Genomic DNA, 20,752 nt, shown 5'->3' with positions numbered 1-20,752 from the left:
CACACTGCTATATAGTCTCGGCGTGGACGAGGTCAGGTCGAACAACAACGTCGTGTACCGCTGCCACTACCACGTCGTCTGGTGCCCGAAGTACCGGCGCAAGGTCATCGACGGCACGGTGGACGAGCGGCTCAAAGAGATCATCCGTGAGGTTTGCGCCGAGCGGAACGCACCGATCGAGGCGATCGAGACGATGCCCGACCACGTGCAGCTGCTCGTGGTCGTGGACCCGCAGTACGGCATCCACCGCCTGGTCAAGCAGATCAAGGGTCGATCCTCCCGTCTGCTGCGCCAGGAGTTCCCGCACCTCAAGTCTCGGATGCCGACCCTGTGGACCAACTCGTACTTCGTCGCCACGACCGGCGGCGCCACTTCGGAGGTGGTCAAGAGGTATGTCGAGAACCAGCGCAACGTGTGACCAGACGCCCATCCGCCTTGGCGGCGAATGGGCTATCCCTGACCTGCTCCGCAGGGGTTCCGTTTCCTCCCCACGGCCAGAGCCGGGGGTTTCCACGGAAGACATCCGATGACCCTCAACTACTTCGCCCCGGACCGCCGGTACGCCTACGACCGCTCCCCCCGCGGGCCGACCCGGGAGTTCCAGCTGCTTCTCGTACAGCCGCACCGACCCGAACACCGCACTCAACCGGATCACCCGGGAGATGCCACCCCGACCGGCCGGCGGCGGCGCGGGCGTGGACTGGATCGCCGAGCCGTGGGCCCTGGGGGACGGGACGTACCAGGTGGGGAACTTCCCCGCCGGCTGGTCGGAGTGGAACGGGCGGTACCGGGACACGCTGCGCCGCGACCAGAACAAGCTCGGCGTCGACCCGGTCACCCCGGGGGCAGCTCGCCGACCGGTTCGCCGGCTCCTCCGACCTGTACGGCGACGACGGCCGGCGGCCCTGGAACTCGGTCAACTTCATGGTCGCCCACGACGGGTTCACCCTGGCCGACCTGTACGCCTGCAACAGCAAGAACAACAACCAGCCGTGGCCGTACGGCCCGTCGGACGGCGGCACCGACGACAACATCTCCTGGGACCACGGCGGGATCGCCGCCGACCAGCGCCGGGCGGCGCGCAACGGGCACGCGTTCCTGATGCTCTCCGCCGGCACCCCGATGATCACCGGCGGGGACGAGGTGCTACGCGGGCTGCGCTGCAACAACAACCCGTACAACCTGGACTCGTCGGCGAACTGGCTGGGCTGGAGCCCGACGGTCGACCAGACCACCTTCCGGACCTTCGCCTCCCGGCTGGCCGCCTTCCGCCACGCGAACCCGGCACTTCGGCCGGTGAACTTCTACTCCGCCGTTGACACCAACGGCAACGGGATGGCCCAGCTCGCCTGGTTCACTCCGGCGGGCAGCGCCCCGGACGCGGCGTACTGGGGCAACGCCGGCAACCACGCGCTCGGCTGGCGGATCGACGGCACCGAGTTCGGCGACCCGGCGTCGGCGATCTACGTCGGCTACAACGGCTGGTCCGGGGACGTGAACTTCACCCTTCCGTCGCCGGGTGCCGGGAAGCAGTGGTACCGGGTCACCGACACCGCCAGCTGGGCCGAGGGACCCAACCAGGTCGCCGTACCCGGGTCGGAGACGCCCATCGGCGGCCAGGGCACCTCCTACCTGCTGCGCGGTCGCAGCCTGCTCCTCCTCGTCGCCCGGTAGACATCCACCGCGCGTGGCAGGTGAGCCCTCGGGCAGGCGGGGTACGACAGCACCGGGAGACCGCGACCAGGCGCAGAGGAGTGGCATGGCCACCAACACGATTCCGGACATCACGCTCAACGACGGCAACACCATCCCGCAGCTGGGGTTCGGGGTGTTCCAGATCGAGCCACGGGACACCGTCGCCGCCGTACGCGAGGCGTTGGGCGTCGGCTACCGGCACATCGACACCGCCCAGATGTACGGCAACGAGTCCGAGGTCGGGCAGGCGATCCGGACCTCCGGGCTGGAACGGGAGGAGGTCTTCGTCACCAGCAAGCTCAGCAACGCCTTCCACCGCCCCGGCGACGTCCGCAAGGCGTTCCAGTCGACGCTCGACGAACTGCGGTTCAACTACGTCGACCTGTTCCTGATCCACTGGCCGCTGCCGACGCTCTACGACGGCGACTTCGTCTCCACCTGGAAGGCGATCGAGGAGTTCAAGGCCGACGGGCGGGCCCGTTCGATCGGCGTGTCGAACTTCCAGGTGCCGCACCTGGAGCGTCTCGCCGCCGAGACGGGGACGGTACCGGCGGTGAACCAGGTCGAGGTGCACCCGTACCTCGGCAACGAGCAGGTCCGCGCGTACGGGCGGGAGCACGGCATCGTCACCGAGGCGTGGTCGCCGATCGCCCAGGGGAAGGTGCTGGACGACCCGGTGGTGACCGAGATCGCCGGGAGACTGCGCCGCACCCCGGCCCAGGTGGTGCTCCGCTGGCACGTCCAGCGCGGCGACGTCGTCTTTCCCAAGTCGGTCACGCCGGAGCGGATCGCGGAGAACTTCCGCGTCTTCGACTTCGCCCTGGACGACGACGACATGGCCCGGATCGGTGCCCTCGACCGGGGCGAGGCCGGACGCCAGGGCGCCCACCCCGACACCTTCGACTGGGTGCCCGCCTGAGGGTCCGCGTTGGTGCGGGGTCTGGTGGTAGGAGGGGTCCCCTGTTACCGCTTTTTGTCGTGCAGGGGTCCCCTGCTACCACCCCAGCCCGGCAGTGAGGTCCAGCCGCCAGTCGTGTGAGCGCATCAACCGGCCGGGCGGGAACTCGAAGTCGGTCTCCCCGAGCAGGGTGAACCCGGCCTTACGGCAGACCGCGTTCGACGGGGCGTTGTCGACCGAGGGGAAGGCGTGCGCCCACCGGTGCGTCCGTCGGGCGCGGACCTCGGCGACGGCGGCGACGAGCGCGGCGGTGGCCAGCCCCCGTCCCTGGTACGTCGGCAGGATCGACCAGCCCAGCTCGTAGACCGTCGCACCGCGCCACACGCGTTCCCAGTAGCCGATGCTGCCGACCGCCTCGCCCTCCGGCAACGCGACCACCCGGAACATGCGGCCCTGACCGGTGCCGGCGAACTCCACGTACTTCCGGTGGCGGGCGAGCACCTTCTCCTCGGTCTCCGGGCCGCCCAGGTGCCGCTTCATCTCCGGGGTGTTGATCCGCCGCAGCACGTCGAGGTCACCCTCCTGCCACGGCTCGATCCAGACCAGGTCCACCGGGGCTCCTCCCGTCGGGTTCTCTCCCGCACAGTGAAGCCCACTTCCCCGACAGCGTGGTGCCGCCCCGGCACGGGGGCAGCACCACGTCGGGTCCGGCGTCAGCGGTCGGCGCAGATCGCGAACGACCGGATGTCCCAGTTGCCGGCGAACGGGTCCTCCTCGTACGCCCCGGAGACCACCAACACCGGTGCGGTCGCCACACCGCCGTTGGGAGTGAAGTCGTCCACCACGGCCTCACCGGTGGCGCCGTTCACCTCGAATCCTCCACCGGTCAACACCTTGCCGGTCGGGCACGCGGCGACGACGCTGCGGAAGTCGCCGGAGTCGATGGCACTGAGCACGGTGATGCGCGACAGCCCGGCGACCGGGTTCGCGCAGATCGCGTACGCGGCCGCAGTCCAGTTGTCGACGAACAAGTCCGCCTCGTACGCCCCCACCGTCACCGCCGTCGGCGCGTTGACGGTGCCCCCGTTCGGGCGGAAGTCGTCCACCACGCCCTCACCCGTCACCCCGGTGAGTTCGAATCCGGCTCCGGTCAGCACCTTGCCGGTCGGACAGGCGGCGGTGACACTGTGAAAGTCGTTCGAGTCGGTCGGGCTCAGGGCAAAGACCCGCACCAGCCCGGCCAGCGGGTTCGCGCAGATCGCGTACGCGGTGACGGTCCAGTTCCCGGCGAACGCGTCCGCCTCGTACGCCCCCACGGTGACGGCGGTGGGGGCGGTCAGCGTGCCGCCGTTGGGAGTGAGGTCGTCCACCACCACCTCGCCGGTCGCCCCGGTGATCTCGTACCCCGTTCCGACCAGCACCTTCCCCACCGGGCAGGTGGCGGTGACGCTTCGGAAGTCGTTCGAGTTGCTGGCGCTGGTCGCGGAGATCCGGACCAGTCCGGGGACGGCGGCCGAGGCCGGGCTCGCCGGGGCGAGGACCCCCACGACGGCGACGCCGACCGCGAGGGCGAGCCTGCGGGTTCCGAAACGCGGGAACCCTGTCTGATCTGACATCGTTGCTCCTGTTCCGCTACCCCGGTTGCGGCACCGCGTGCCTCTGGTATCCGGGGCCACTGCCGTGACGCGCTGACTCTAGGTAGTCAGATGAACTGGGGTTATCCGGAAATTGACTACGACAGGTAACCGACCGATTCCTCTCTTTTCGGTACTTGCCGGCAATGTCAGACGAGGTGCCGGCAAAGCCGTGCCGCTCCCGGGAACGGGAGCGGCACAGCGCGAACAGTCGTCAGAGGCTCGCGCAGATCCCGAACGACCGGATGGTCCAGTCCTCGTCGTAGGGGTCCTCCTCGAACGCGCCGGTGATGACGGACACAGGCGCGGTGGCCGGGCCACCGCCGGGAGCGAAGTCGTCCACCATGACCTCACCGAACGCGTCCCTCAGCTCGAACCCTCCGCCGAGCAGCACCTTTCCCGGAGGGCAGACGGCCACGACGTTGGTGAAGTCGGTCGACGCGGGGACGCTGATCGCGGTGGCCTGAACCAACCCGGGGATCGGGTTCGCGCAGATGGCGTACGCGGTCGCCGTCCAGTCACCGTAGAAGGGGTCAGCCTCGTAAACCCCGAGGGTGACCGCGGTCGGAGCGCTGACGAGGGTGCCGTTGGGCCGCAAGTCGTCCACGATGCCCTTGCCGACCACCTCCCTCAACTCGAACCCGGAACCGGTCAACACCTTGCCCACCGGGCAGGTCGCGGTGACGGTGTTGAAGTCGGTCGAGTCGTCCGGGGTGGTCACCGCGACCCGCACCAGCCCGGCGATCGGGTCCGCACAGACCGCGTACGCCTTGACCATCCAGTTCTCGGCGTACTCGTCGATCTCGTACGCGCCCACCGTCACCGCGGTCGGGGCGGTGGTGGGGCCGCCGTTCATCCGGAAGTCGTCCACCGTCACCTCACCGTTCCCGCCGAGGATCTCGTACCCCGTCCCCACCAGCACCTTTCCGAGCGGACAGACGGCGGTGACGCTCTGGTAGTTGAAGGAACTGCTGGCGCTGGTCGCGGTCATCCTCATGAGGCCGGGGACGGCGGCCGAGGCCGGGCTCGCCGGGACGGCCACCCCCGCGAGGGCGACGCCGAGCACGAGGACGAGCCCTCGGGGCCCGAACCGCCGGAACCCTGTCTGATCTGACATCGTTGCTCCTTCTCCTCAGCCCGGTCCCGCCACCGCGTACTCCAGGCTTCTCGGTCGGCTGGCATGGCGTCCGGTTGGCCGGCGAGCCGACGCGTGGGTGGCCGTGGGGACAACCAGATGTCGCCATGGTCATCCCCGCCGCGTTCCACCTCGTCAACACGGGAGCCCGCACGATTGACCGCAGAATGACGCCGAGGCGTTCCACCCGGCGGGCGGGCCGGGGTCACCCTGTCGGTGCGCGCCGTGCGGAGAGCACGAGCCGCCGGATCCGACCGCCCGGACGTGCGGTCAGGTCGGTCGGGTCGGTCGGCCGGAGAAGGATTCCGCCCGGGTGCGGCTACCCGCGGTCGACCGGGAGTGCTGAGGACCCCGCCACCACGCTGGTCCGCCTCAGCATCGACAGGATGCCCTGGTTCGCCTCCCAGCCGTCCGGGAACCGGACCGGGACGTCGAGGTGCACCGGCTCGGTCGACGGGTGGGCGTCGAGCAGTTCCGCGATCCCGGCCCGGGCCACCACGACGCACGCGTGCCGGTGCCGGCTGGTCAGCACGCAGAGCCGCCCCGACTCCAGGTGGAACGCGGTCGCGTCCCGCCGGCCGGAGAGCGGGTGCAGGACGACCGTCACGTCGTACTCGCGGCCCTGGAGCCGGTTGGCGGTGTCCACGGTGATGCCCGCGCCGGCCGCACCGAGCCGGGCGCGGATGGCCGCGACCTGGTCTCGGTGGGCGGCCCCGACGGCGATCCGGGTCGCGTCGACCGGCGAGGTCTCCCCGGAGGAGTACGCCACCGCGCCGCGTTCGAGCATGCGCAGGGCCAGGACGGCGCAGGCCGCCGCCGCCTCGCCGTCGGTGCGCACCGTGTGCCGGGCGGGCAGTTCGTAGAGCGCCCAGCCCGACGACGCGGCCAGTTCCACCGTCGCGTCGAGGAGGTCGCCCGGTCCGGCCTCGGTGAACGTGAGCACCCGGTCGTCCGGCCCGGTCCCGGCGCGGAACCCCGTGAACGGGTAGAAGGCCTCCGCCACCACCGGAGCGGCCGAGGCGGGCAGTCGCCAGGACACCGGCAGCCGGTGCACCGGCAGGTCCGGGTTGTGTCGCAGCAGCACCGCGACCGCGGACTGCATCGGATCCCAGGTCAGGCCGGTCCAGCGCGCGGTCTCGACGGTCGAGAAGGGGTCGAGCTGGCCGGGGTCCCCCACGAACAGGGCCCGCTCGAACCTGCCGGCCACGCGCAGCAGGGCGTCCGATCGCATCTGGTACGCCTCGTCCACGATCGCCCACCGCCACGTGCCGTCGGCGACGGTGGCCCACTTCGCGGCCGTACCGACGATGACGGCCGGACCACCGAGGTCGGTGACCTTGGCCGCGACCCGGACGGTCTCGTGGGCCCTGATCCGCTCGGTCGGCCGGTAGTCGGCGGCCGAGAGGCGGCCGATCCGCAGCTCGGGGGCCTTGCGGGCGAGCCGGTCGATCAGGTCGTCGACCTGCTCGTTGGTCTGCGCGACGATGATCAGCGGCTCGCCGGCCTCGGCCAGTTCGACGGCGGCCCGGACGACGAGGGTGGACTTACCGGCTCCGGGCGGCGAGTCGACCACCACGCCTCGGTGCGCGCCGGAGCGCAGGTCGGCCAGGACTGCCGTGATGACCCGTTCCGCCTCGACGGCCGGCGGTAGATCCAGGGCGGCCCGCATCGTCCTCCACCTCCCGCTCGTCTCCACCGGCCAACTGGGAACCCGCTCACGATACGAGCGCAGCCCGTCCCGATCCAGTCGCGCCACCTGAGGCGGCAGCACCTTCCACCCACGGAGGGATCCTGCCGTCTCACGGCCTGTCGTACCTGGGTGATAGCCATGGCGTGTGCTCACCATAAGGCAGGGGAACCTGCTCGACTCGGACGCCGAGGCTCTCGTCAACGCGGTCAACACCGTCGGGGTGATGGGCAAGGGCATCGCGCTCGCCTTCCGGGACGCGTACCCCGAGAACCACGCCCGCTACCGGGACGCCTGCGCGTCGGGCACCGTGCGCCTGGGGCGGGTGTTCCTCTACGACAGCGGTCGCGTCGGGCCGCGCCGCTACGTCATCAACTTCCCGACCAAGGGGCACTGGCAGACCACGTCTCGGCTGTCCGACATCGAAGCCGGGCTGCACCATCTGGTCCGGGTGGTCCGGGATCTGGAGATCATGTCGCTGGCGGTTCCCCCGCTCGGCTGCGGCAACGGCGGCCTGGACTGGTCCGACGTGAGACCGGCGATCGAGTCGGTCTTCCGGGAGCTGCCCGAGGTGCAGGTTCACCTCTACCCACCGTCCGGGCAGCGGAAGGCGGCCGGGCAGCGTCGCTCGATCAGGCAGCTCTGGGGTCGGGGGCGGAGCTGACCTGAACCCGCCACGCGCCGGGCCATCGGCGGTACGGTGCGGAGGTGGAGCAGCGGATCAGCCTGATCACCCTCGGTGTCGCCGACCTGGCCTGCGCCCGCGCCTTTTACGAACGGCTCGGGTGGCGCGGCCAGGAGGTCGAGCAAACCGTCTTCCTCCAGGCGGGCGGCCTCGCCCTCGTGCTCTGGAGCCGGCAGAAGCTCGCCGAGGACGCTGGCCTCACCGACCCCGGCGGCGACGGTTTCGGCGGGATGAGCCTGGCGCACAACGTCCGCACCCGGGACGAGGTCGACGAGGTGCTGGCCGAGGCCGCAGCGGCCGGAGCAGCCATCACCAAGCCGGCCCGGGAGACGTTCTACGGCGGGTACGCCGGCTGCTTCACCGACCCGGACGGGCACGTGTGGGAGATCGCCCACAACCCCGGCTTCACGCTCGGCGTCGACGGGGCGATCACCGTTCCCGACTTCGGTCAGATGTGACCCAGGGCAACGAGACCGGTCAGCACCCGCTACCGTGCCCCGGTGACCGAACCGGCCCGGGGCATCTACGAGCACCTGATCACCCATGAGGTGGCCGACCGGTTGCGGCATGTCGATCCGGCCCTGATCGCGCGCGGTGAGCTGGAACCGGTCGACGCGCCGGACGTCCTGGCCCGGCACGTCGCCGCCCTCGCCCGGCGGGCGTTGCGCGCCGTACCCGGTGGCAGTGACCAGTTGGCCCGGCAGGTCGAGGTGGCCAACCAGATCGCCGCCGGCATCGCCGCGCTCGCGCCGGCGGCGGCCGGCGTCAGGGACCAGGTGGCCGACGCCAGGAACCTGTTGCACGCCATCGCTGCCCCGCCGGTCCCGCCCGCGCCGCCCACCTTTCCGGTACGCCCGACCGCTCCGCTCTGCACCGGAGCACTCCTGGTGAACGGACGGAACCAGCCCCGGATCGGGCACGAGGTGACCCGCGAGATGGCCTCGGCCGACCAGGTCGACCTGCTCTGCGCGTTCGTGAAGTGGTACGGGCTCCGGATCGTCGAGCCGGCGGTCCGGGAGCTGATCGACCGGGGTGGCACCCTTCGCGTGATCACGACCACGTACCTGGGGGCGACGGACCAGCGGGCGCTGGACCGGTTGGTCGAGCTGGGGGCCGAGGTGAAGGTCTCCTACGAGACCCGAACCACGCGGCTGCACGCCAAGGCGTGGCTGTTCCGCCGCGCTAACGGCCTGAGCAGCGCGTACGTCGGCTCGTCCAACCTGTCCAAAGCCGCGCTGGTCGACGGGCTCGAATGGAACGTCCGGGTCGCCGAACCGGAACAGCCTCACGTCGTCGGCACGTTCGCCGCCACGTTCGAGGACTACTGGAACGATCCGGCCTTCGAGGCGTACCACCCGGGTCGCGACGCCGACCGGCTGCGGACCGCGCTGCGCGGGGAGCGGGCCGACGACAGCGGCGCCGCGATTGCGAACCTGGACGTGCGGCCGTACCCGTACCAGGCGGAGATCCTGGCCGACCTGGACGCGGAACGGCGGGTGCACGGCCGCTACCGCAACCTGGTGGTGATGGCGACCGGCACCGGCAAGACCGTGGTGGCGGCGCTGGACTACCGCCGCCTGAACCGCGGCCGGGCACGTCGACTCGCTGCTCTTCGTCGCACACCAGGAGCAGATCCTGCGGCAGAGCCAGGCGACGTTCCGGCAGGTGATGGGTGACGGCAGCTTCGGCGAGCTGCTGGTCGGCGGACGGGAGCCAGCCAGCTGGCGGCACGTCTTCGCGTCGGTCCAGTCGCTGCACCGTCGGGATGTCGACCCCGGGGCGTACGACATGGTGATCATCGACGAGTTCCACCACGCGGAGGCGCCGACGTACGCCCGGCTGCTGGAACGGCTGCGCCCGCGTGTCCTCCTCGGGCTGACCGCGACCCCGGACCGGGCCGACGGTGGTGACGTACGGCGGTGGTTCGACGGCCGGACCGCCGTTGAGCTGCACCTGTGGGAGGCGTTGGAGCGACAGTTGCTCGCGCCGTTCCAGTACTTCGGCCTGCACGACGACGTGGACCTGTCGCACCTGCGCTGGAAGCGGGGCCAGGGCTACGAGCGGACGGACCTGGAAGGCGTCTACACCGGCAACGACGCGCGCGCCCGGATCGTGCTCCGGGCGGTACGGGACGCCGTCGACGTGGGGCGGATGCGGGCGCTCGGCTTCTGTGTCAGCATCGGGCACGCCGAGTTCATGGCCGACTGGTTCACCCGGCACGGCGTACCGTCGGCGGCGGTGACCTCGGGCGTCGACCGACCGGCGCAGCACGGCCTGCTTCGCGACTTCCGGACCGGCCGGCTGCGCGTGCTGTTCACCGTCGACCTGTTCAACGAGGGTGTCGACCTGCCGATGGTCGACACGATCCTGATGCTGCGCCCGACCGAGAGCGCGACGATCTTCCTCCAGCAACTCGGCCGTGGCCTGCGGCTCGACGACGGGAAACCGTGCCTGACGGTGCTGGACTTCATCGGCGGCCAGCACGCGAACTTCCGCTTCGACCTGCGGTGGCGGGCACTGACCGGAGTGAGCCGGCGGGCCGTGCGGGAAGCCGTCGAGCAGGACTTCCCGATGCTGCCGAGCGGCTGCCACATCCAGCTCGACCGGGTCGCCAAGACCATCGTGCTCGACAACCTGCGGTCGGCGATGCCCACCTCGCGGAAGGGTCTGGTCGCGGAGCTGCGGCAGCTCGGAGACGTCACCCTGGCCGGCTTCCTGCGGGAGACCGGGCTGGAGATCGAGGACGTCTACCGGTCGGGGTCGCTCGGCGGCTGGGCCGGGCTGCGTCGTCTCGCCGGCATCGATCCCTCGACGCCGGGACCGGACGACCGCGAGCTGGGCCGGGCGATCGGCCGGATGCTGCATCTCGACGACCCCGACCGGCTGGACCTGCTGGCCCGGGTCGCGGCGGGCGACCGGCCGGAGCCGGGGCGACGCTGGGACCTGTTGCACTTCGACCTGTGGGGACCGAACGCCCGTCTGTCGTCCCGGGAGGAGCGGCTGGTCCGGCTCTGGGCGGAGCCGGTCCGCTGTGCCGAGCTGCGCCAGGTGGCCGAGGTGCTGCGGAGCCGGGTCCACCGGGTCACGAGGCCGTCGCCGTCGCCCGGGGTGCCGCTGCGGGTGCACGCCCGGTACAGCCGCAACGAGGCGTGCGCGGCGTTCGGCATGTCCAACCCCGGCTCGCTGCGGGAGGGCGTGAAGTGGTTGGAGACGGAGCGTGCCGACCTCTTCTTCGTGACGTTGGTCAAGTCGGAGCGGCACTACTCCCCCACCACGATGTACGCCGACCGGGCCGTCACCGACCGGCTCTTCCAGTGGGAGTCGCAGAGCACCACCTCCGCCCACTCACCGACCGGCCAGCGGTACGTCCACCACGTCGAGCGGGGCTCGACGGTGCACCTGTTCGTCCGGGAAAGCCGGATCGCCGACGGTGACCTGGGCGCACCGCCGTACCTGTACGCCGGGCCGATGACGTACCGGGAGCACAGTGGGGACCGGCCGATGCGGATCCTCTGGGAGTTGACCCACCCGCTTCCCGCCGACGTGTACGCCACCGCCCGCACCATCGCCGCCTGACAGATCCACGCCGGAGGGTGGCGAACGCCGGAGGGTGGGCCCGGAGCAGGGTCAGGGGGCTTCGACCGCGGAGATGCGGTACTTGTGGACTGAGGCGTCGCGGATCGCCACGGTCTGCTCGTCGCCGGGCCCGCAGTCCCGGAACGCGAGGAGCTGCTCGTCGGAGGCCCACCGTTCGCAGACGATGATCCGGCCGGGGTCGAGCAGGTCTGCCGTCAGCGCGAAGTCGAGGCAGCCGTCGGCCGCCCGTGCGGCGTCGACCGTCGACAGCGACTCGGCGCACCGACAACAGTGCCCCACGGCCGAGAGACGGCCTCGCACGCGACATTTTCTCACCAGTACGAATATGACGGTTGCGCACCAAGCGCAAATTGGCGGACCGCCAGGATCCGACAGTTCTATAGGGCAGAGCATCGACGCCTGGAATGTTCTCAGCCAGGAGGCTCCTACTGATCTTTCCTACCACTCGAGATGAGGAAGAAAGTGAAAAGAATACGGGACGCCATGGCTCTGGCCGGGTGCGGAATCCTGTTGGCCAGCCTGCTCGTCGGCATCGAGGTGGCCGCCGCGAGCCCACCCACCGCCGGCTCGGCGGAGGTTGCGGTCGCCGCCGCCGGTCGCGGCCACGCCTCGCCGAGGCTCATCGACCAGCGCACCAATCCACCAGCCCGCCAAGCAGCCACCACCGGCGACCAGCCGACCCGGGGAGTCGACGGCAGCCCCACCGGCGAGAACCTGCCCGCCCGCGTCAGCACGGCCGCCAAGTCATCCGCCACGACCACGAGCGCCGGCGTTCCGGGCGGTCCGAACACCGGCGGATCCGGCCTGCCGCGCGCCCCGTCACCGCGCACCATCAACTCCAACTTCGCCGGCATCGACCAGGCCGGCGGTGGTGGCGCCCAGCCCTCCGACGTCAACGCCAGCGTCGGACCCACGCAGATCCTGGAGACGGTGAACCGGCGGGTCACCGTGTACGACAAGGCCGGCGTGCAGCAGTGCACCAACACCCTGGCGGGGTGGCTCGGGCTCGGCACCACCAACGTGTTCGACCCGCGCACCCTCTACGACAACCTGAACAACCGGTTCGTCATCATCGCCACCACCACCGGCACGGCCGGCACGGCTCCCCGGCTGTTCCTGGCTGCGAGCACCAGCGGCAACGCCTGCGGCGGCTACTTCGTCTACACCCTGACCTTCAGCGGCGCCCTGTTCCCACTCGGGACGCTGTTGGACTACCCGTACCTGGGCCAGGACCGGGTCGCGATCCTTTCCTCCACCAACAACTTCAATCCGGGGTACGTCAACTCCACCGCCTGGTCGGTGTCCAAGGCGCTGGTGTACGCCGGAGCGGCGGTCACCTTCCCCGCCTTCCCGGTCGCCTTCTCCACCGCACCGGTCACCGTGGTCGGCATTCCCATCGCCCCCACCGCGAACACCTTCTACGTGGCCGGTGTCCCCGGCACCGGATACCGGCTCTACCGCATGAGCAACAGTGCCGGTCCCGGCACCACGCTGGTCCTCCAGGCCACTGTGGCGTCCGCCTACGCCAGCCCCAGCCGGCGGGTCAACCAGTGTGGTACGGCCACCACCCTCGACCCCCTCGACGGACGCATAGCCTGGGCGCCGGTACAGGCGGCGAACTCGCCGTTCATCTGGTTCACCCACGGCACCGACATCGCCGGATACCCCGGCGTCCGGTACGGAGCCATCAGCACCTCCACCAACACCGCCACCGTCGCCAACGCGTTCCACAGCGGCACCAGCGACGACTTCAACCCGTCCCTCGGCGCCTTCGAGGTCACGCCGAACTCGTTCCAGATCTGGCTCAACTGGGCCTACACCGACACCGGAGCCAGCACCTGCCGGAACACGTCCATGGCGTTCGACGGCGTGCTGCCCGGAGGGGGCGTGCCCGCCCTCACCAACACGGACGTCACCCTGGTCGTCGGTTCGAACACCAACAGCAACACCCGCTTCGGTGACTACTCCAGTGTCCACGTCGACCCGGTCGCCGCCAGCGCCACCTGTCCGGCCGGCCGGACCGCGCTGCTCGCCCAGCAGTACTTCGTCGGCGGGACCTGGGCCACCCGCCTGGTTCGCGTCAGCTTCGGCCCCGGCTGCTGACCGACACCGTACGGATGCCCGACGGCCGCGTGCCGTCGGGCATCCTCGGGGCCACGGGCGCCGCCAGGCCGACGCCCGACGCGGAAGGTCCGTCAGGCCCGGGTGATCGCGTTGGCGTGGATCGCCTCGTGCAGGTACGCGGTCAGCCCCGGCCTGATCGCCTCGTAGTGGGCGGTGAAGCGGGGGTCAGCGAGGTACATGTCGGCCAGCCCGGTGTGAATCTCGTAGCCGCACTCGTAGAACCAGCGGCTGATGTGCGCCCGGTGCTCCTCGGCCAACTCCACCGCCTCCGGGCCGTCCGCCGGGGCGCCGGCCTCCATCACCGCCACGACCCGCCGTCCCCACTCCTCGGTCTCGTCCTTGATGCGCAGCCAGTCGGCCTTGGCGTAGCCGGCGGTGCGCCGGGTCGACTCCCGGTACGCCTCGCTGCCGCCCCAACGCTGCTCCGCCTCCTCGGCGTGGGCATCGGGGTCGAAGTCCCCGAAGACCTCGAACCGCTCCTCGGGCGTGAGTCGGATGTTCATCTTCTTCGCCTCCATCGCGAACTCGATCGCCGTGACCATCTCCTCCAGACGCTTGATCCGTACGGTGAGCAGCTCGTGCTGTCGCCGCAGGTGCGCCGCCGGGTCGACACCCGGGTCGTCGAGGATCCTGGCGATCTCTTCCAGCGGGAACCCCAGCTCGCGGTAGAAGAGGATCTGCTGGAGCCGCTCCAGGTCCGCGTCGTCGTAGCGGCGGTACCCGGCCGGGGTCCGCCCGCTCGGCGAGAGCAACCCGATCTCGTCGTAGTGGTGCAGCGTCCGCACGGTCACCCGGGCCAGCCGGGCGACCTCTCCCACCGTGTGCGTCATGGTTCCTCCCTTCTGCTGAACCACGTTCCGGCCTCCCGCAGCGTGAGGGTCAAGCGCGATTCTGCGCCCGCCCCAGGTGGATGCAGGGGCCCCCTCCTCGACAAAAAGCGGTAGCAGGGGACCCCTGCTACCACGCGACCCCGCCTACTACCCAACCCTGCGACCGGGAGCGGACAGGGAAACGCCCCCGGCGGGTGGCCGGGGGCGTGCGGCTCGGGGGCCGGCGGGTCAGACGGTGGCGCGGTCGCGCTGCGGGGCGGCGAACGCCTCGTTCTCCGGCGTACGGGCAGCGTGCACGAAGCCGGCGATCGAGAGCAGGAACAGCAGGCCCGAGCCGATGTACATGGCCAGCGCGCCCTGCTGGGCCTTGACGCCGAACTCGCTGAAGCCGTACGAGGTGAGCAGCAGGCCGCGCAGCGTCTCGCCCTTGAAGACGGTGTCCCGCTGGCCCTTGATCTGGGCGAGCTGCTTCTCCAGCTCCGGCAGGGCCGGGTCCTTGGCCGCCCGGGCCGCCTCGATCTTGCCCTGGATCTCGCGCTCCGGCGTGCCGAGGGCGGCGTAGGTCTGGCCGCCGGCGATGGACTTCAGGTGCGACCCGATGTACTCGTTGGCGTAGCACTCGGCCTGCTTGCCGGTGGTCATCAGCTTGCCGGCGTTCTCGACGAGGCAGTCGGCCTTCTTCTCCTCCTCGCTGAGACTCTCGGCCGGGGCGAACCGGATATTCTGCTCGCTCAACTGGTCGCGTACGTAGTCGTTGGCGAAGTTGGCGTTGGCGGTCAGCACGATGCCGACGATGAGCAGGAGGACGGCCAGCCCGAGGCCACCGATGCTGAACAGGATGTCGAGGGTCCGGCGCTTCATGTGATTCTCCCCGGGTCGCTGGTGCCGTGGTCTGTCTACGTATCGATTACTGGTACATAGTCGGACCTCCCGCACGGCGGGAGACAGGGCCGAAAATCCCCGACCGGAGCGGGACCTTGGCCCTGCCGCCCCGGGGACCACGGCCGGGTGGGCCCCAGCTGAGTGGAAACTCAGGATCCGGTGAAGGCCGCGCGCAGGTCGGCGAGGCTGCCCGGCCGGCCGTAGAGGTAGCCCTGCCCCTGGGCGCAGCCGATCGCGACGACCGCGTCGTGCTGCCGGTCGGTCTCCACACCCTCCGCGACGACGCGCAGGTCGAACGCGTCGGCGAGGCTGCTGACCATGTTGACCGTCGCGTACGCCCGCGCGTCGTGGTCCAGCCGGGCCACGAACGACCGGTCGATCTTCAGCTCGGTGGCCGGGATCCGGTGCAGGTAGCTCAGCGAGGAGTAGCCGGTGCCGAAGTCGTCGATGGCGATCCGGATGCCCAGCTCGCGGAGTTGACGGAGCCGGTCCAGCACCGTCTCGCTCCCCTCGATCAGCGCCGACTCGGTCAGTTCCAGGGTCAACGCGCGCGGGGCCAGCCCGGCGGCGGCGGTCGCCCCGGTGACCGTGGCGATCAGGTCGGGACGGCGCAGGTGGGCGGCGGCGATGTTCACCGCGATCGTCGCGTCCGGGGCACCGCGTCGCCAGACGGCGGCGGCCCGGCACGCCTCGTGGATCACCCAGCGGTCGATGGGGAGGATCAGGCCGGTCTCCTCGGCCAGCGGCAGGAACCGGCCCGGGGACAACATCCCGAGCCGCGGGTGCCGCCAGCGCACCAGCGCCTCGGCGCTGCGGACCAGGCCGGTCCGCAGGTCGACGATCGGCTGGTACTCCAGTTCGAGCTGGCCCTCGTCGACCGCCCGACGCAGGTCGGCGATCAGCTCGGCCCGGCTCACCGCCGACTCGCGCAACGCCGGGGTGCAGATCCGGTACGCGGACTTGCCGGCCGCCTTCGCCGCGTACATCGCGATGTCGGCGTCGCGGAGCAGGTCGCTGTGGGTGGCGTGCTGGGGGCCGTACTCGACGATGCCGATGCTGGCCGACGGGTGGGTGCCGACGTCCTCCTCGTCGTCGGCCGGGCGCAGCGCGGTGAGCATCCGCTCGGCAAGCCGTTCCGGGGACACCGGCCGGTCGGCGTCGACCAGGACGGCGAACTCGTCCCCGCCGAGGCGGGCCACCGTGCCGTCGCCGTCGACCGCGTCGCGCATCCGGTCGGCGATGCTGACCAGCAACGCGTCCCCGGTGGCGTGGCCGAACCGGTCGTTGACCTGCTTGAAGCCGTCCAGGTCGAGCAGCAGGACGGAGACCGGGGAGTCCTCCCGGATGGCCCGGCGCAGCCGGCGGGTGAACATCAGCCGGTTCGGCAGGCCGGTGAGCTGGTCGGCGTAGGCGAGCTGGCGGAGCTGGGCGACCAGCCGCAGGTTCTCGTTGGCGGCGAGCCCCTGCCGCAGGGCCAGGACGGCCAGCAGGCCGAGCACGCTGACCAGGATCAGCGGCGGGGTCTGGCCGGTGGGCCGACGGGCCAGCAGCACCGCGACGATCGCCCCGCCCACCGGCAGGTACGGCAGGGCCACCCGCCACCAGGGCGGCACCGGCGGGACGATGGTCTCGTCGGTGTCCGCGCCGTCGGCCGGCGGCGCGTACCGGGTGGACACGCCGACCAGCAGGCAGGTCAGCGGCCAGCCCAGGTCGACCAGGTGCCCGGGGACGTAACTGCCGTGTGCGAGCAGCCAGACGTAGCCGATGTCGGCGACGGCCCGGACGGCGAGGCTGCCGCCGAGCACGGTCAGCGGCCGCCACATGGCGCGGGACGACCCGGCCACCGCCGCCAGGATGGTCAGCTGCACCAGGTCGAACATCGGATAGACCAGGGCGAGGGCGTGGTCGGGCTGGGTGAGTTGGGCGGCGGCGACGTCCTGGAAGACCACCACCCAGCCGATCGGCACCAGGGACAACCCGACGATCACCCCGTCGAGCACGGCGCGGCCCCGGCCGACGGTGCTGTGCGGCGCGCAGGGGCTGGACAGGATGGCCACCGTGCCGAGGACGATCCCGGTGAGGAAGACCAGCCCGACCAGCGGGGTGTGCGGGGTCTCCCCGCTGCCGATCCGGCCCAGCGCCCACAGGGCCCGGGAGACGGCGGACAGCGCCATGGTGACCGCGAGGAGGGTCCAGAAGCGGCGCAGCGACGGCGGGTGGCGACGGGCCACCCCGGCGCAGGCGACGGCGGCCCAGCCGGCCACCGCGAACGCGCCGAGGTCGGCGACGAGCGCGGCGGCGGGTAGTCGGGCGGCGAGCCAGAACGCCTCGACGAGGACGACCGCCACGGCGACGGCCAGGCCCATCCACCCGGAGCCGAACGACCCCGGCGACGTACGGGTCGAACCGGTCGACCCGACGGTGTCCCGGTTCACCTCCTGCGGCGGCACGGCGATTCGCTCCGGCTCTCTCTCCTGAGTCCACGCTGGACGGCGCGTACCGGTCACGGGTGGCGAACGAGCAAAGCCTAGCCAGCGCTCCGCGCCCCCGCTACCACTCGGACTGACCCCCTGCTCAGTCGGCGTGCCCCGGACCTGCCCTGTCGACCGGTTTGGGATGCCTCACGGCGGTCGGCCCCTCTCAGTCCCACTCCTCGGCGGCGGCCGGGTCGTCCGGGCGGTCGACGACGTCCGGCTCCACCGCGTCCGGGTCGACGGCGATCGGCGGCGGACCGCCGTGCGTCCACGGGGTCTCCTCGACCGTCGGGAACGCCCCGGCCGGCAGGAACGCGTCCGACAGGGTGGTGTAGCAGAGCCGCTCCCCGACCTCGGGGACCGTCCCGGGCGGCGGGGTCAGCCCGCGCCCCATCCCGCCGGACAGCTCCAGCACCACCTCGGTCTTCGACTCCCCCACCCGGTTGACGAAGACCACCTTCGCCTTCTGGCCGGGCCGGGCCGGCGACCAGAGGGTCGCGCCGACCGGCATCGGCACCGGTTCGTCGGTGACCACCTGGATCCGGGGACGCAGCACCGGCCGTTTGCCGCTGTCGTCCACCCGGGTCGGGTCGGCCAGGGTGACGTCACCGACGAACGCCTCCCCGGTCAGCCGGTGCTCGGCCATCACCAGCGGGTCGTCGTAGGCGCGCTGGACGGCGTAGGCGGTCAGCGCCCGTTCCAGCCTATGCAGCTTCTGCGCCGCGGCCACCGCCCCGTCCCGGCGGGGTTGCGGCGCCCCGCCCGCGTCGACGTGCTCGGCGAAGGCGGTGAACGCGTCCCGGTCGCCGTCCCAGCGGCCGGCGACCCGCGCGCCGGGCCGCAGTGCGTACAACAGCGCCAGTCCGCGCCACATCAGGTCCCAGGTCGGCGCGAGCTGGCCGCGCAGCAGCTCCGCCAGTTCCGCGTACGCCGCCCGGCGGGCGTCCGGGTCGTCGCCGGCCGCCGCGTACGCCTCGATCGCCGGGTACAGCCGGGCGTTGTCGAACTCCGGGTCGGTGGCCGGGCCGGCCGGCGGGCAGACGGCCGGGTCCTCGGCGCGGGCGGCGGCCTGTGCCCCGGTGAGCCCCGGCGGTGGGTCGATCCAGCCGAGCAGCGCCGGCAGGTGCAGGTCCTCCAGCACGCTCTGCCCGGTCGCCCAGTGCAGGGTCAGCGCCTCGGTCAGCGCCAGCAGCGCCGACGAGCCCGGATGCTCGGCGCGGTCGGCGAAGAAGGTCAGCCAGCGGCCGAGCAGCGGCACCGCCGGGTGCACCGGGTACTCCCCGTCGACGCGGCGGAACCGGGTGGCCCGCCCGAACAGGCGCAGGAACGTCACCCCGGCCGGGTTCGGCACCACCAGCTGGGGCGCGTCGACGTACCGCTGACGCACGTCCCGGCCCCGGTCGACCGGGACGTCCTCGGTCGCGCCCCGGTGCCCGTCGATCCAGGGCAGCACGATCCCGGCCAGCTCGGCGGCGAAGGCGAAGCGCTGGTCCCGGTTGCGGGGTTGCGGCACGACCAGCAGCCGGGGGTCGTCGTGGGCGGTGCCGACCAGCGCCGCGAGGGGGGCGTTCGCCTCGCCCGCCATGGCCAGCGGCACGAGCACCAGTGGTCGGGCGGTCACGTGCAGGTGCCGGACGGTGGCGACCGGCTGGGCCCGCCCGGTGGCGAGCGCGCGGGCGCGGGCGAGGGCGCGCAGCGTACTCACGTGGGTGCCCCGGCCAGGGCCTCGGCCCGCAGCCGGGCCGCGGCCCGCAGCAGCGCGGCGGCCTCTGCCTGGTCCGGCGTCCCGGCGTGGTCGCCGTCGGCGAGTGCCAGCGCCTCGGCCACGCTCGCCACCCCGCCGAGCGCCTCGCGGACCGGTCGGCCCAGCGCTGCGGTGTGTCCGCGCGCCTCGTCGCGGCAGAAGAACGCCAGCTCACAGGCGGCCAGGCACTCCGGGGCGTAGTGCGCCTCGACGGTGCGCAGCGCCGCGACCAGGGCCGCCGGCTCGGCGGTCGGGTCGACGGTGAAGTCCTCCGGTACGGCGGCCAGCAGCGCGTCGAGCCGGGCCATCCGGGCCAGCTGCCGGCGCAGCACCAGCAGTTGCCGGCGTACGTCGACCAGGCTCGCCACCGGCTGGTTGGCGAAGTCGCGCGGGCAGACCAGCACCACGTCGGCGGAGACCAGCTCCGGGTCGTGCCCGGCGGCGGCGAGCAGCTCGCGCAGGGCCAGCACGTAGACGGCGGACTGGATCGCGGCGGCGGCCACCTTGCCCGGGTCGGCCTGGCCGTCGACCACCGGGAACGACTTGATCTCCACGACGTGGTAGCGGCCGGCGAGCCGGGCGGCGACCAGGTCGGGTTCCAGGTAGACCCGCGCTCCGGCGACGTCCAGACTGAGCAGCGGGTGGTCGAACAGGGCGGGTGACGGGTCGTCGGCGCAGGCGGTCAGCAGGTCCCGCGACCGCTCGTGCCGCTGTGTGAGGTCGTCGGCGTTCAGGTCGGTCCAGGTCACCGGCCCGCCCGGCGGCACCCCGAGCCGCTCGGCGACCAGCCGCAGCAGTTCCGCGCCGCCGTCGGCCTTGACCTGCACCTCGAACGCGTTGCCCCGGCTGATCGCGAACCGGGACTGCCCGAACCGGGTGGGGAAGCCGATCCGCTCCGCCAGCCGGGGCTTGTCCACCCCGGCCCCGTCCAGCACGGCCCGCCGGGCGCAGCCCGGGTTGCCGGTCAGCGCGGCGATCGTCCGCGCGTTGTGCCGGCGGGCCGGCACGTCGCCCCGGATGGCGGCCAGTCGCTGCTCGGTGGTCGTCACGACAGGCCACGATAGGCGCTCCGGTCCCCTCCCGCCCGCACCGGCACCCGGGACGTCGCGGTCCGCCCCCGGCGCACCGGAGGGGGCCTGCCCGTAGTTTCCGGACCAAAAACAACTCGCTAAGGACCGAGATTGATCTGGGTCTGACGGACCCGTAGCCTCCCGTCCGTTTGGTGAGCACCGTCCGGGGGCCGCAGAGTTGTCACGTCTTGTGGGTTGTCAAAACCGCCCGGCGAACCCGGCATTCCGCGCGTTTGGCAGGCGTCCGGACCAACCGCCGACCGTTCGGCAGTCAGGATTTCCACGGCTTACCTCAGG

18 protein-coding genes are annotated in these 20,752 nt (G+C 71.7%); 8 read left to right on the top strand and 10 right to left on the bottom strand.

The genetic code is table 11. From position 1 onward, the window contains the following. The first annotated feature begins 22 nt into the window (after window positions 1-22). The 3 genes from tnpA (at window position 23) to GA0074694_RS13260 (ending at window position 2,614) form a co-directional block, all read left to right on the top strand. Window positions 23-418, top strand: coding sequence for an IS200/IS605 family transposase (gene tnpA, locus GA0074694_RS13270; protein ID WP_091457753.1), 396 nt, complete (start codon window positions 23-25; stop codon window positions 416-418). 506 nt (window positions 419-924) lie between these two features. Beyond that, window positions 925-1,674 carry an alpha-amylase family protein gene (locus GA0074694_RS13265; protein ID WP_176737890.1) on the top strand — a complete coding sequence of 250 codons (750 nt, stop codon included), beginning with the start codon at window positions 925-927 and terminating at the stop codon, window positions 1,672-1,674. Between the two features lie 85 nt (window positions 1,675-1,759). Beyond that, on the top strand, window positions 1,760-2,614 hold the full coding sequence (locus GA0074694_RS13260; protein WP_091457749.1) for an aldo/keto reductase: 855 nt from the start codon (window positions 1,760-1,762) through the stop codon (window positions 2,612-2,614). Window positions 2,615-2,689: 75 nt separating this feature from the next. Here the strand turns inward: GA0074694_RS13260 and GA0074694_RS13255 are convergent, their stop codons facing one another. From GA0074694_RS13255 to GA0074694_RS13240, 4 genes are all read right to left on the bottom strand, one after another. Next, a complete protein-coding gene (locus GA0074694_RS13255) occupies window positions 2,690-3,205 on the bottom strand; it encodes a GNAT family N-acetyltransferase (RefSeq protein ID WP_091457747.1) in 516 nt (171 codons plus the stop codon). Window positions 3,206-3,306: 101 nt separating this feature from the next. Then, window positions 3,307-4,209: a hypothetical protein gene (locus GA0074694_RS13250; protein WP_091457743.1), complete on the bottom strand. Its 903-nt coding sequence runs from the start codon at window positions 4,207-4,209 to the stop codon at window positions 3,307-3,309. A 232-nt stretch (window positions 4,210-4,441) separates the two neighbouring features. Further along, window positions 4,442-5,344 (bottom strand): hypothetical protein, encoded by a 903-nt coding sequence (locus GA0074694_RS13245; protein ID WP_141714081.1) that lies wholly within the window; start codon window positions 5,342-5,344, stop codon window positions 4,442-4,444. A gap of 337 nt (window positions 5,345-5,681) precedes the next feature. Continuing rightward, on the bottom strand, window positions 5,682-7,031 hold the full coding sequence (locus GA0074694_RS13240; protein ID WP_091457737.1) for an AAA family ATPase: 1,350 nt from the start codon (window positions 7,029-7,031) through the stop codon (window positions 5,682-5,684). A gap of 166 nt (window positions 7,032-7,197) precedes the next feature. Here GA0074694_RS13240 and GA0074694_RS13235 point away from each other — a divergent pair, with 166 nt between their 5' ends. Genes GA0074694_RS13235 through GA0074694_RS32860 form a run of 4 tightly spaced genes read left to right on the top strand, consistent with a single transcriptional unit; the run spans window position 7,198 to window position 11,310 of the window. Further along, on the top strand, window positions 7,198-7,713 hold the full coding sequence (locus GA0074694_RS13235; protein ID WP_091457734.1) for a macro domain-containing protein: 516 nt from the start codon (window positions 7,198-7,200) through the stop codon (window positions 7,711-7,713). 44 nt (window positions 7,714-7,757) lie between these two features. Continuing rightward, the gene (locus tag GA0074694_RS13230; RefSeq protein WP_091457731.1) at window positions 7,758-8,192 is read left to right on the top strand and encodes a VOC family protein; all 435 of its coding nucleotides are present in this window, start codon (window positions 7,758-7,760) and stop codon (window positions 8,190-8,192) included. 42 nt (window positions 8,193-8,234) lie between these two features. Next, a complete protein-coding gene (locus GA0074694_RS33640; protein WP_281189938.1) occupies window positions 8,235-9,410 on the top strand; it encodes a phospholipase D-like domain-containing protein in 1,176 nt (391 codons plus the stop codon). Beyond that, on the top strand, window positions 9,340-11,310 hold the full coding sequence (locus GA0074694_RS32860) for a DUF3427 domain-containing protein (RefSeq protein WP_342670934.1): 1,971 nt from the start codon (window positions 9,340-9,342) through the stop codon (window positions 11,308-11,310). The genes GA0074694_RS33640 and GA0074694_RS32860 overlap by 71 nt, the downstream gene beginning before the upstream one ends. Before the next feature lie 51 nt (window positions 11,311-11,361). Here the strand turns inward: GA0074694_RS32860 and GA0074694_RS13220 are convergent, their stop codons facing one another. Beyond that, a complete protein-coding gene (locus GA0074694_RS13220; protein WP_245714672.1) occupies window positions 11,362-11,631 on the bottom strand; it encodes a putative quinol monooxygenase in 270 nt (89 codons plus the stop codon). A 183-nt stretch (window positions 11,632-11,814) separates the two neighbouring features. On the opposite strand from GA0074694_RS13220, the gene GA0074694_RS13215 reads away from it, so the two are divergent. Further along, window positions 11,815-13,434 (top strand): hypothetical protein, encoded by a 1,620-nt coding sequence (locus GA0074694_RS13215; RefSeq protein WP_091457726.1) that lies wholly within the window; start codon window positions 11,815-11,817, stop codon window positions 13,432-13,434. Between the two features lie 92 nt (window positions 13,435-13,526). On the opposite strand, the gene GA0074694_RS13210 is transcribed toward GA0074694_RS13215, so the two are convergent. The 5 genes from GA0074694_RS13210 to GA0074694_RS13190 all read right to left on the bottom strand — a co-directional run bounded on the left by GA0074694_RS13210 (window position 13,527) and on the right by GA0074694_RS13190 (window position 20,434). Then, window positions 13,527-14,285 (bottom strand): MerR family transcriptional regulator, encoded by a 759-nt coding sequence (locus tag GA0074694_RS13210; protein WP_091457724.1) that lies wholly within the window; start codon window positions 14,283-14,285, stop codon window positions 13,527-13,529. Between the two features lie 228 nt (window positions 14,286-14,513). Next, window positions 14,514-15,146: a hypothetical protein gene (locus tag GA0074694_RS13205; RefSeq protein ID WP_091457720.1), complete on the bottom strand. Its 633-nt coding sequence runs from the start codon at window positions 15,144-15,146 to the stop codon at window positions 14,514-14,516. A 170-nt stretch (window positions 15,147-15,316) separates the two neighbouring features. Further along, a complete protein-coding gene (locus GA0074694_RS13200; protein ID WP_245714671.1) occupies window positions 15,317-17,617 on the bottom strand; it encodes a putative bifunctional diguanylate cyclase/phosphodiesterase in 2,301 nt (766 codons plus the stop codon). Between the two features lie 190 nt (window positions 17,618-17,807). Beyond that, window positions 17,808-19,346: a hypothetical protein gene (locus tag GA0074694_RS13195; RefSeq protein ID WP_091457716.1), complete on the bottom strand. Its 1,539-nt coding sequence runs from the start codon at window positions 19,344-19,346 to the stop codon at window positions 17,808-17,810. Then, on the bottom strand, window positions 19,343-20,434 hold the full coding sequence (locus tag GA0074694_RS13190) for a hypothetical protein (protein ID WP_091457712.1): 1,092 nt from the start codon (window positions 20,432-20,434) through the stop codon (window positions 19,343-19,345). The genes GA0074694_RS13195 and GA0074694_RS13190 overlap by 4 nt, the downstream gene beginning before the upstream one ends. Window positions 20,435-20,752: the final 318 nt, after the last annotated feature.

The organism is Micromonospora inyonensis, assembly GCF_900091415.1.
Taxonomy (GTDB): domain Bacteria; phylum Actinomycetota; class Actinomycetes; order Mycobacteriales; family Micromonosporaceae; genus Micromonospora; species Micromonospora inyonensis.
This window is presented reverse-complemented; position numbering and strand designations above follow the sequence as displayed.

Coding starts and splice junctions, on each gene's coding strand:
- GA0074694_RS13265 (WP_176737890.1), top strand. CDS start 925: ATGGTCGCCCACGACGGGTTCACCCTGGCCGACCTGTACGCCTGCAAC.
- GA0074694_RS13260 (WP_091457749.1), top strand. CDS start 1,760: ATGGCCACCAACACGATTCCGGACATCACGCTCAACGACGGCAACACC.
- GA0074694_RS13240 (WP_091457737.1), bottom strand. CDS start 7,031: ATGCGGGCCGCCCTGGATCTACCGCCGGCCGTCGAGGCGGAACGGGTC.
- GA0074694_RS13210 (WP_091457724.1), bottom strand. CDS start 14,285: ATGACGCACACGGTGGGAGAGGTCGCCCGGCTGGCCCGGGTGACCGTG.
- GA0074694_RS13205 (WP_091457720.1), bottom strand. CDS start 15,146: ATGAAGCGCCGGACCCTCGACATCCTGTTCAGCATCGGTGGCCTCGGG.
- GA0074694_RS13215 (WP_091457726.1), top strand. CDS start 11,815: ATGGCTCTGGCCGGGTGCGGAATCCTGTTGGCCAGCCTGCTCGTCGGC.
- GA0074694_RS13250 (WP_091457743.1), bottom strand. CDS start 4,209: ATGTCAGATCAGACAGGGTTCCCGCGTTTCGGAACCCGCAGGCTCGCC.
- GA0074694_RS13245 (WP_141714081.1), bottom strand. CDS start 5,344: ATGTCAGATCAGACAGGGTTCCGGCGGTTCGGGCCCCGAGGGCTCGTC.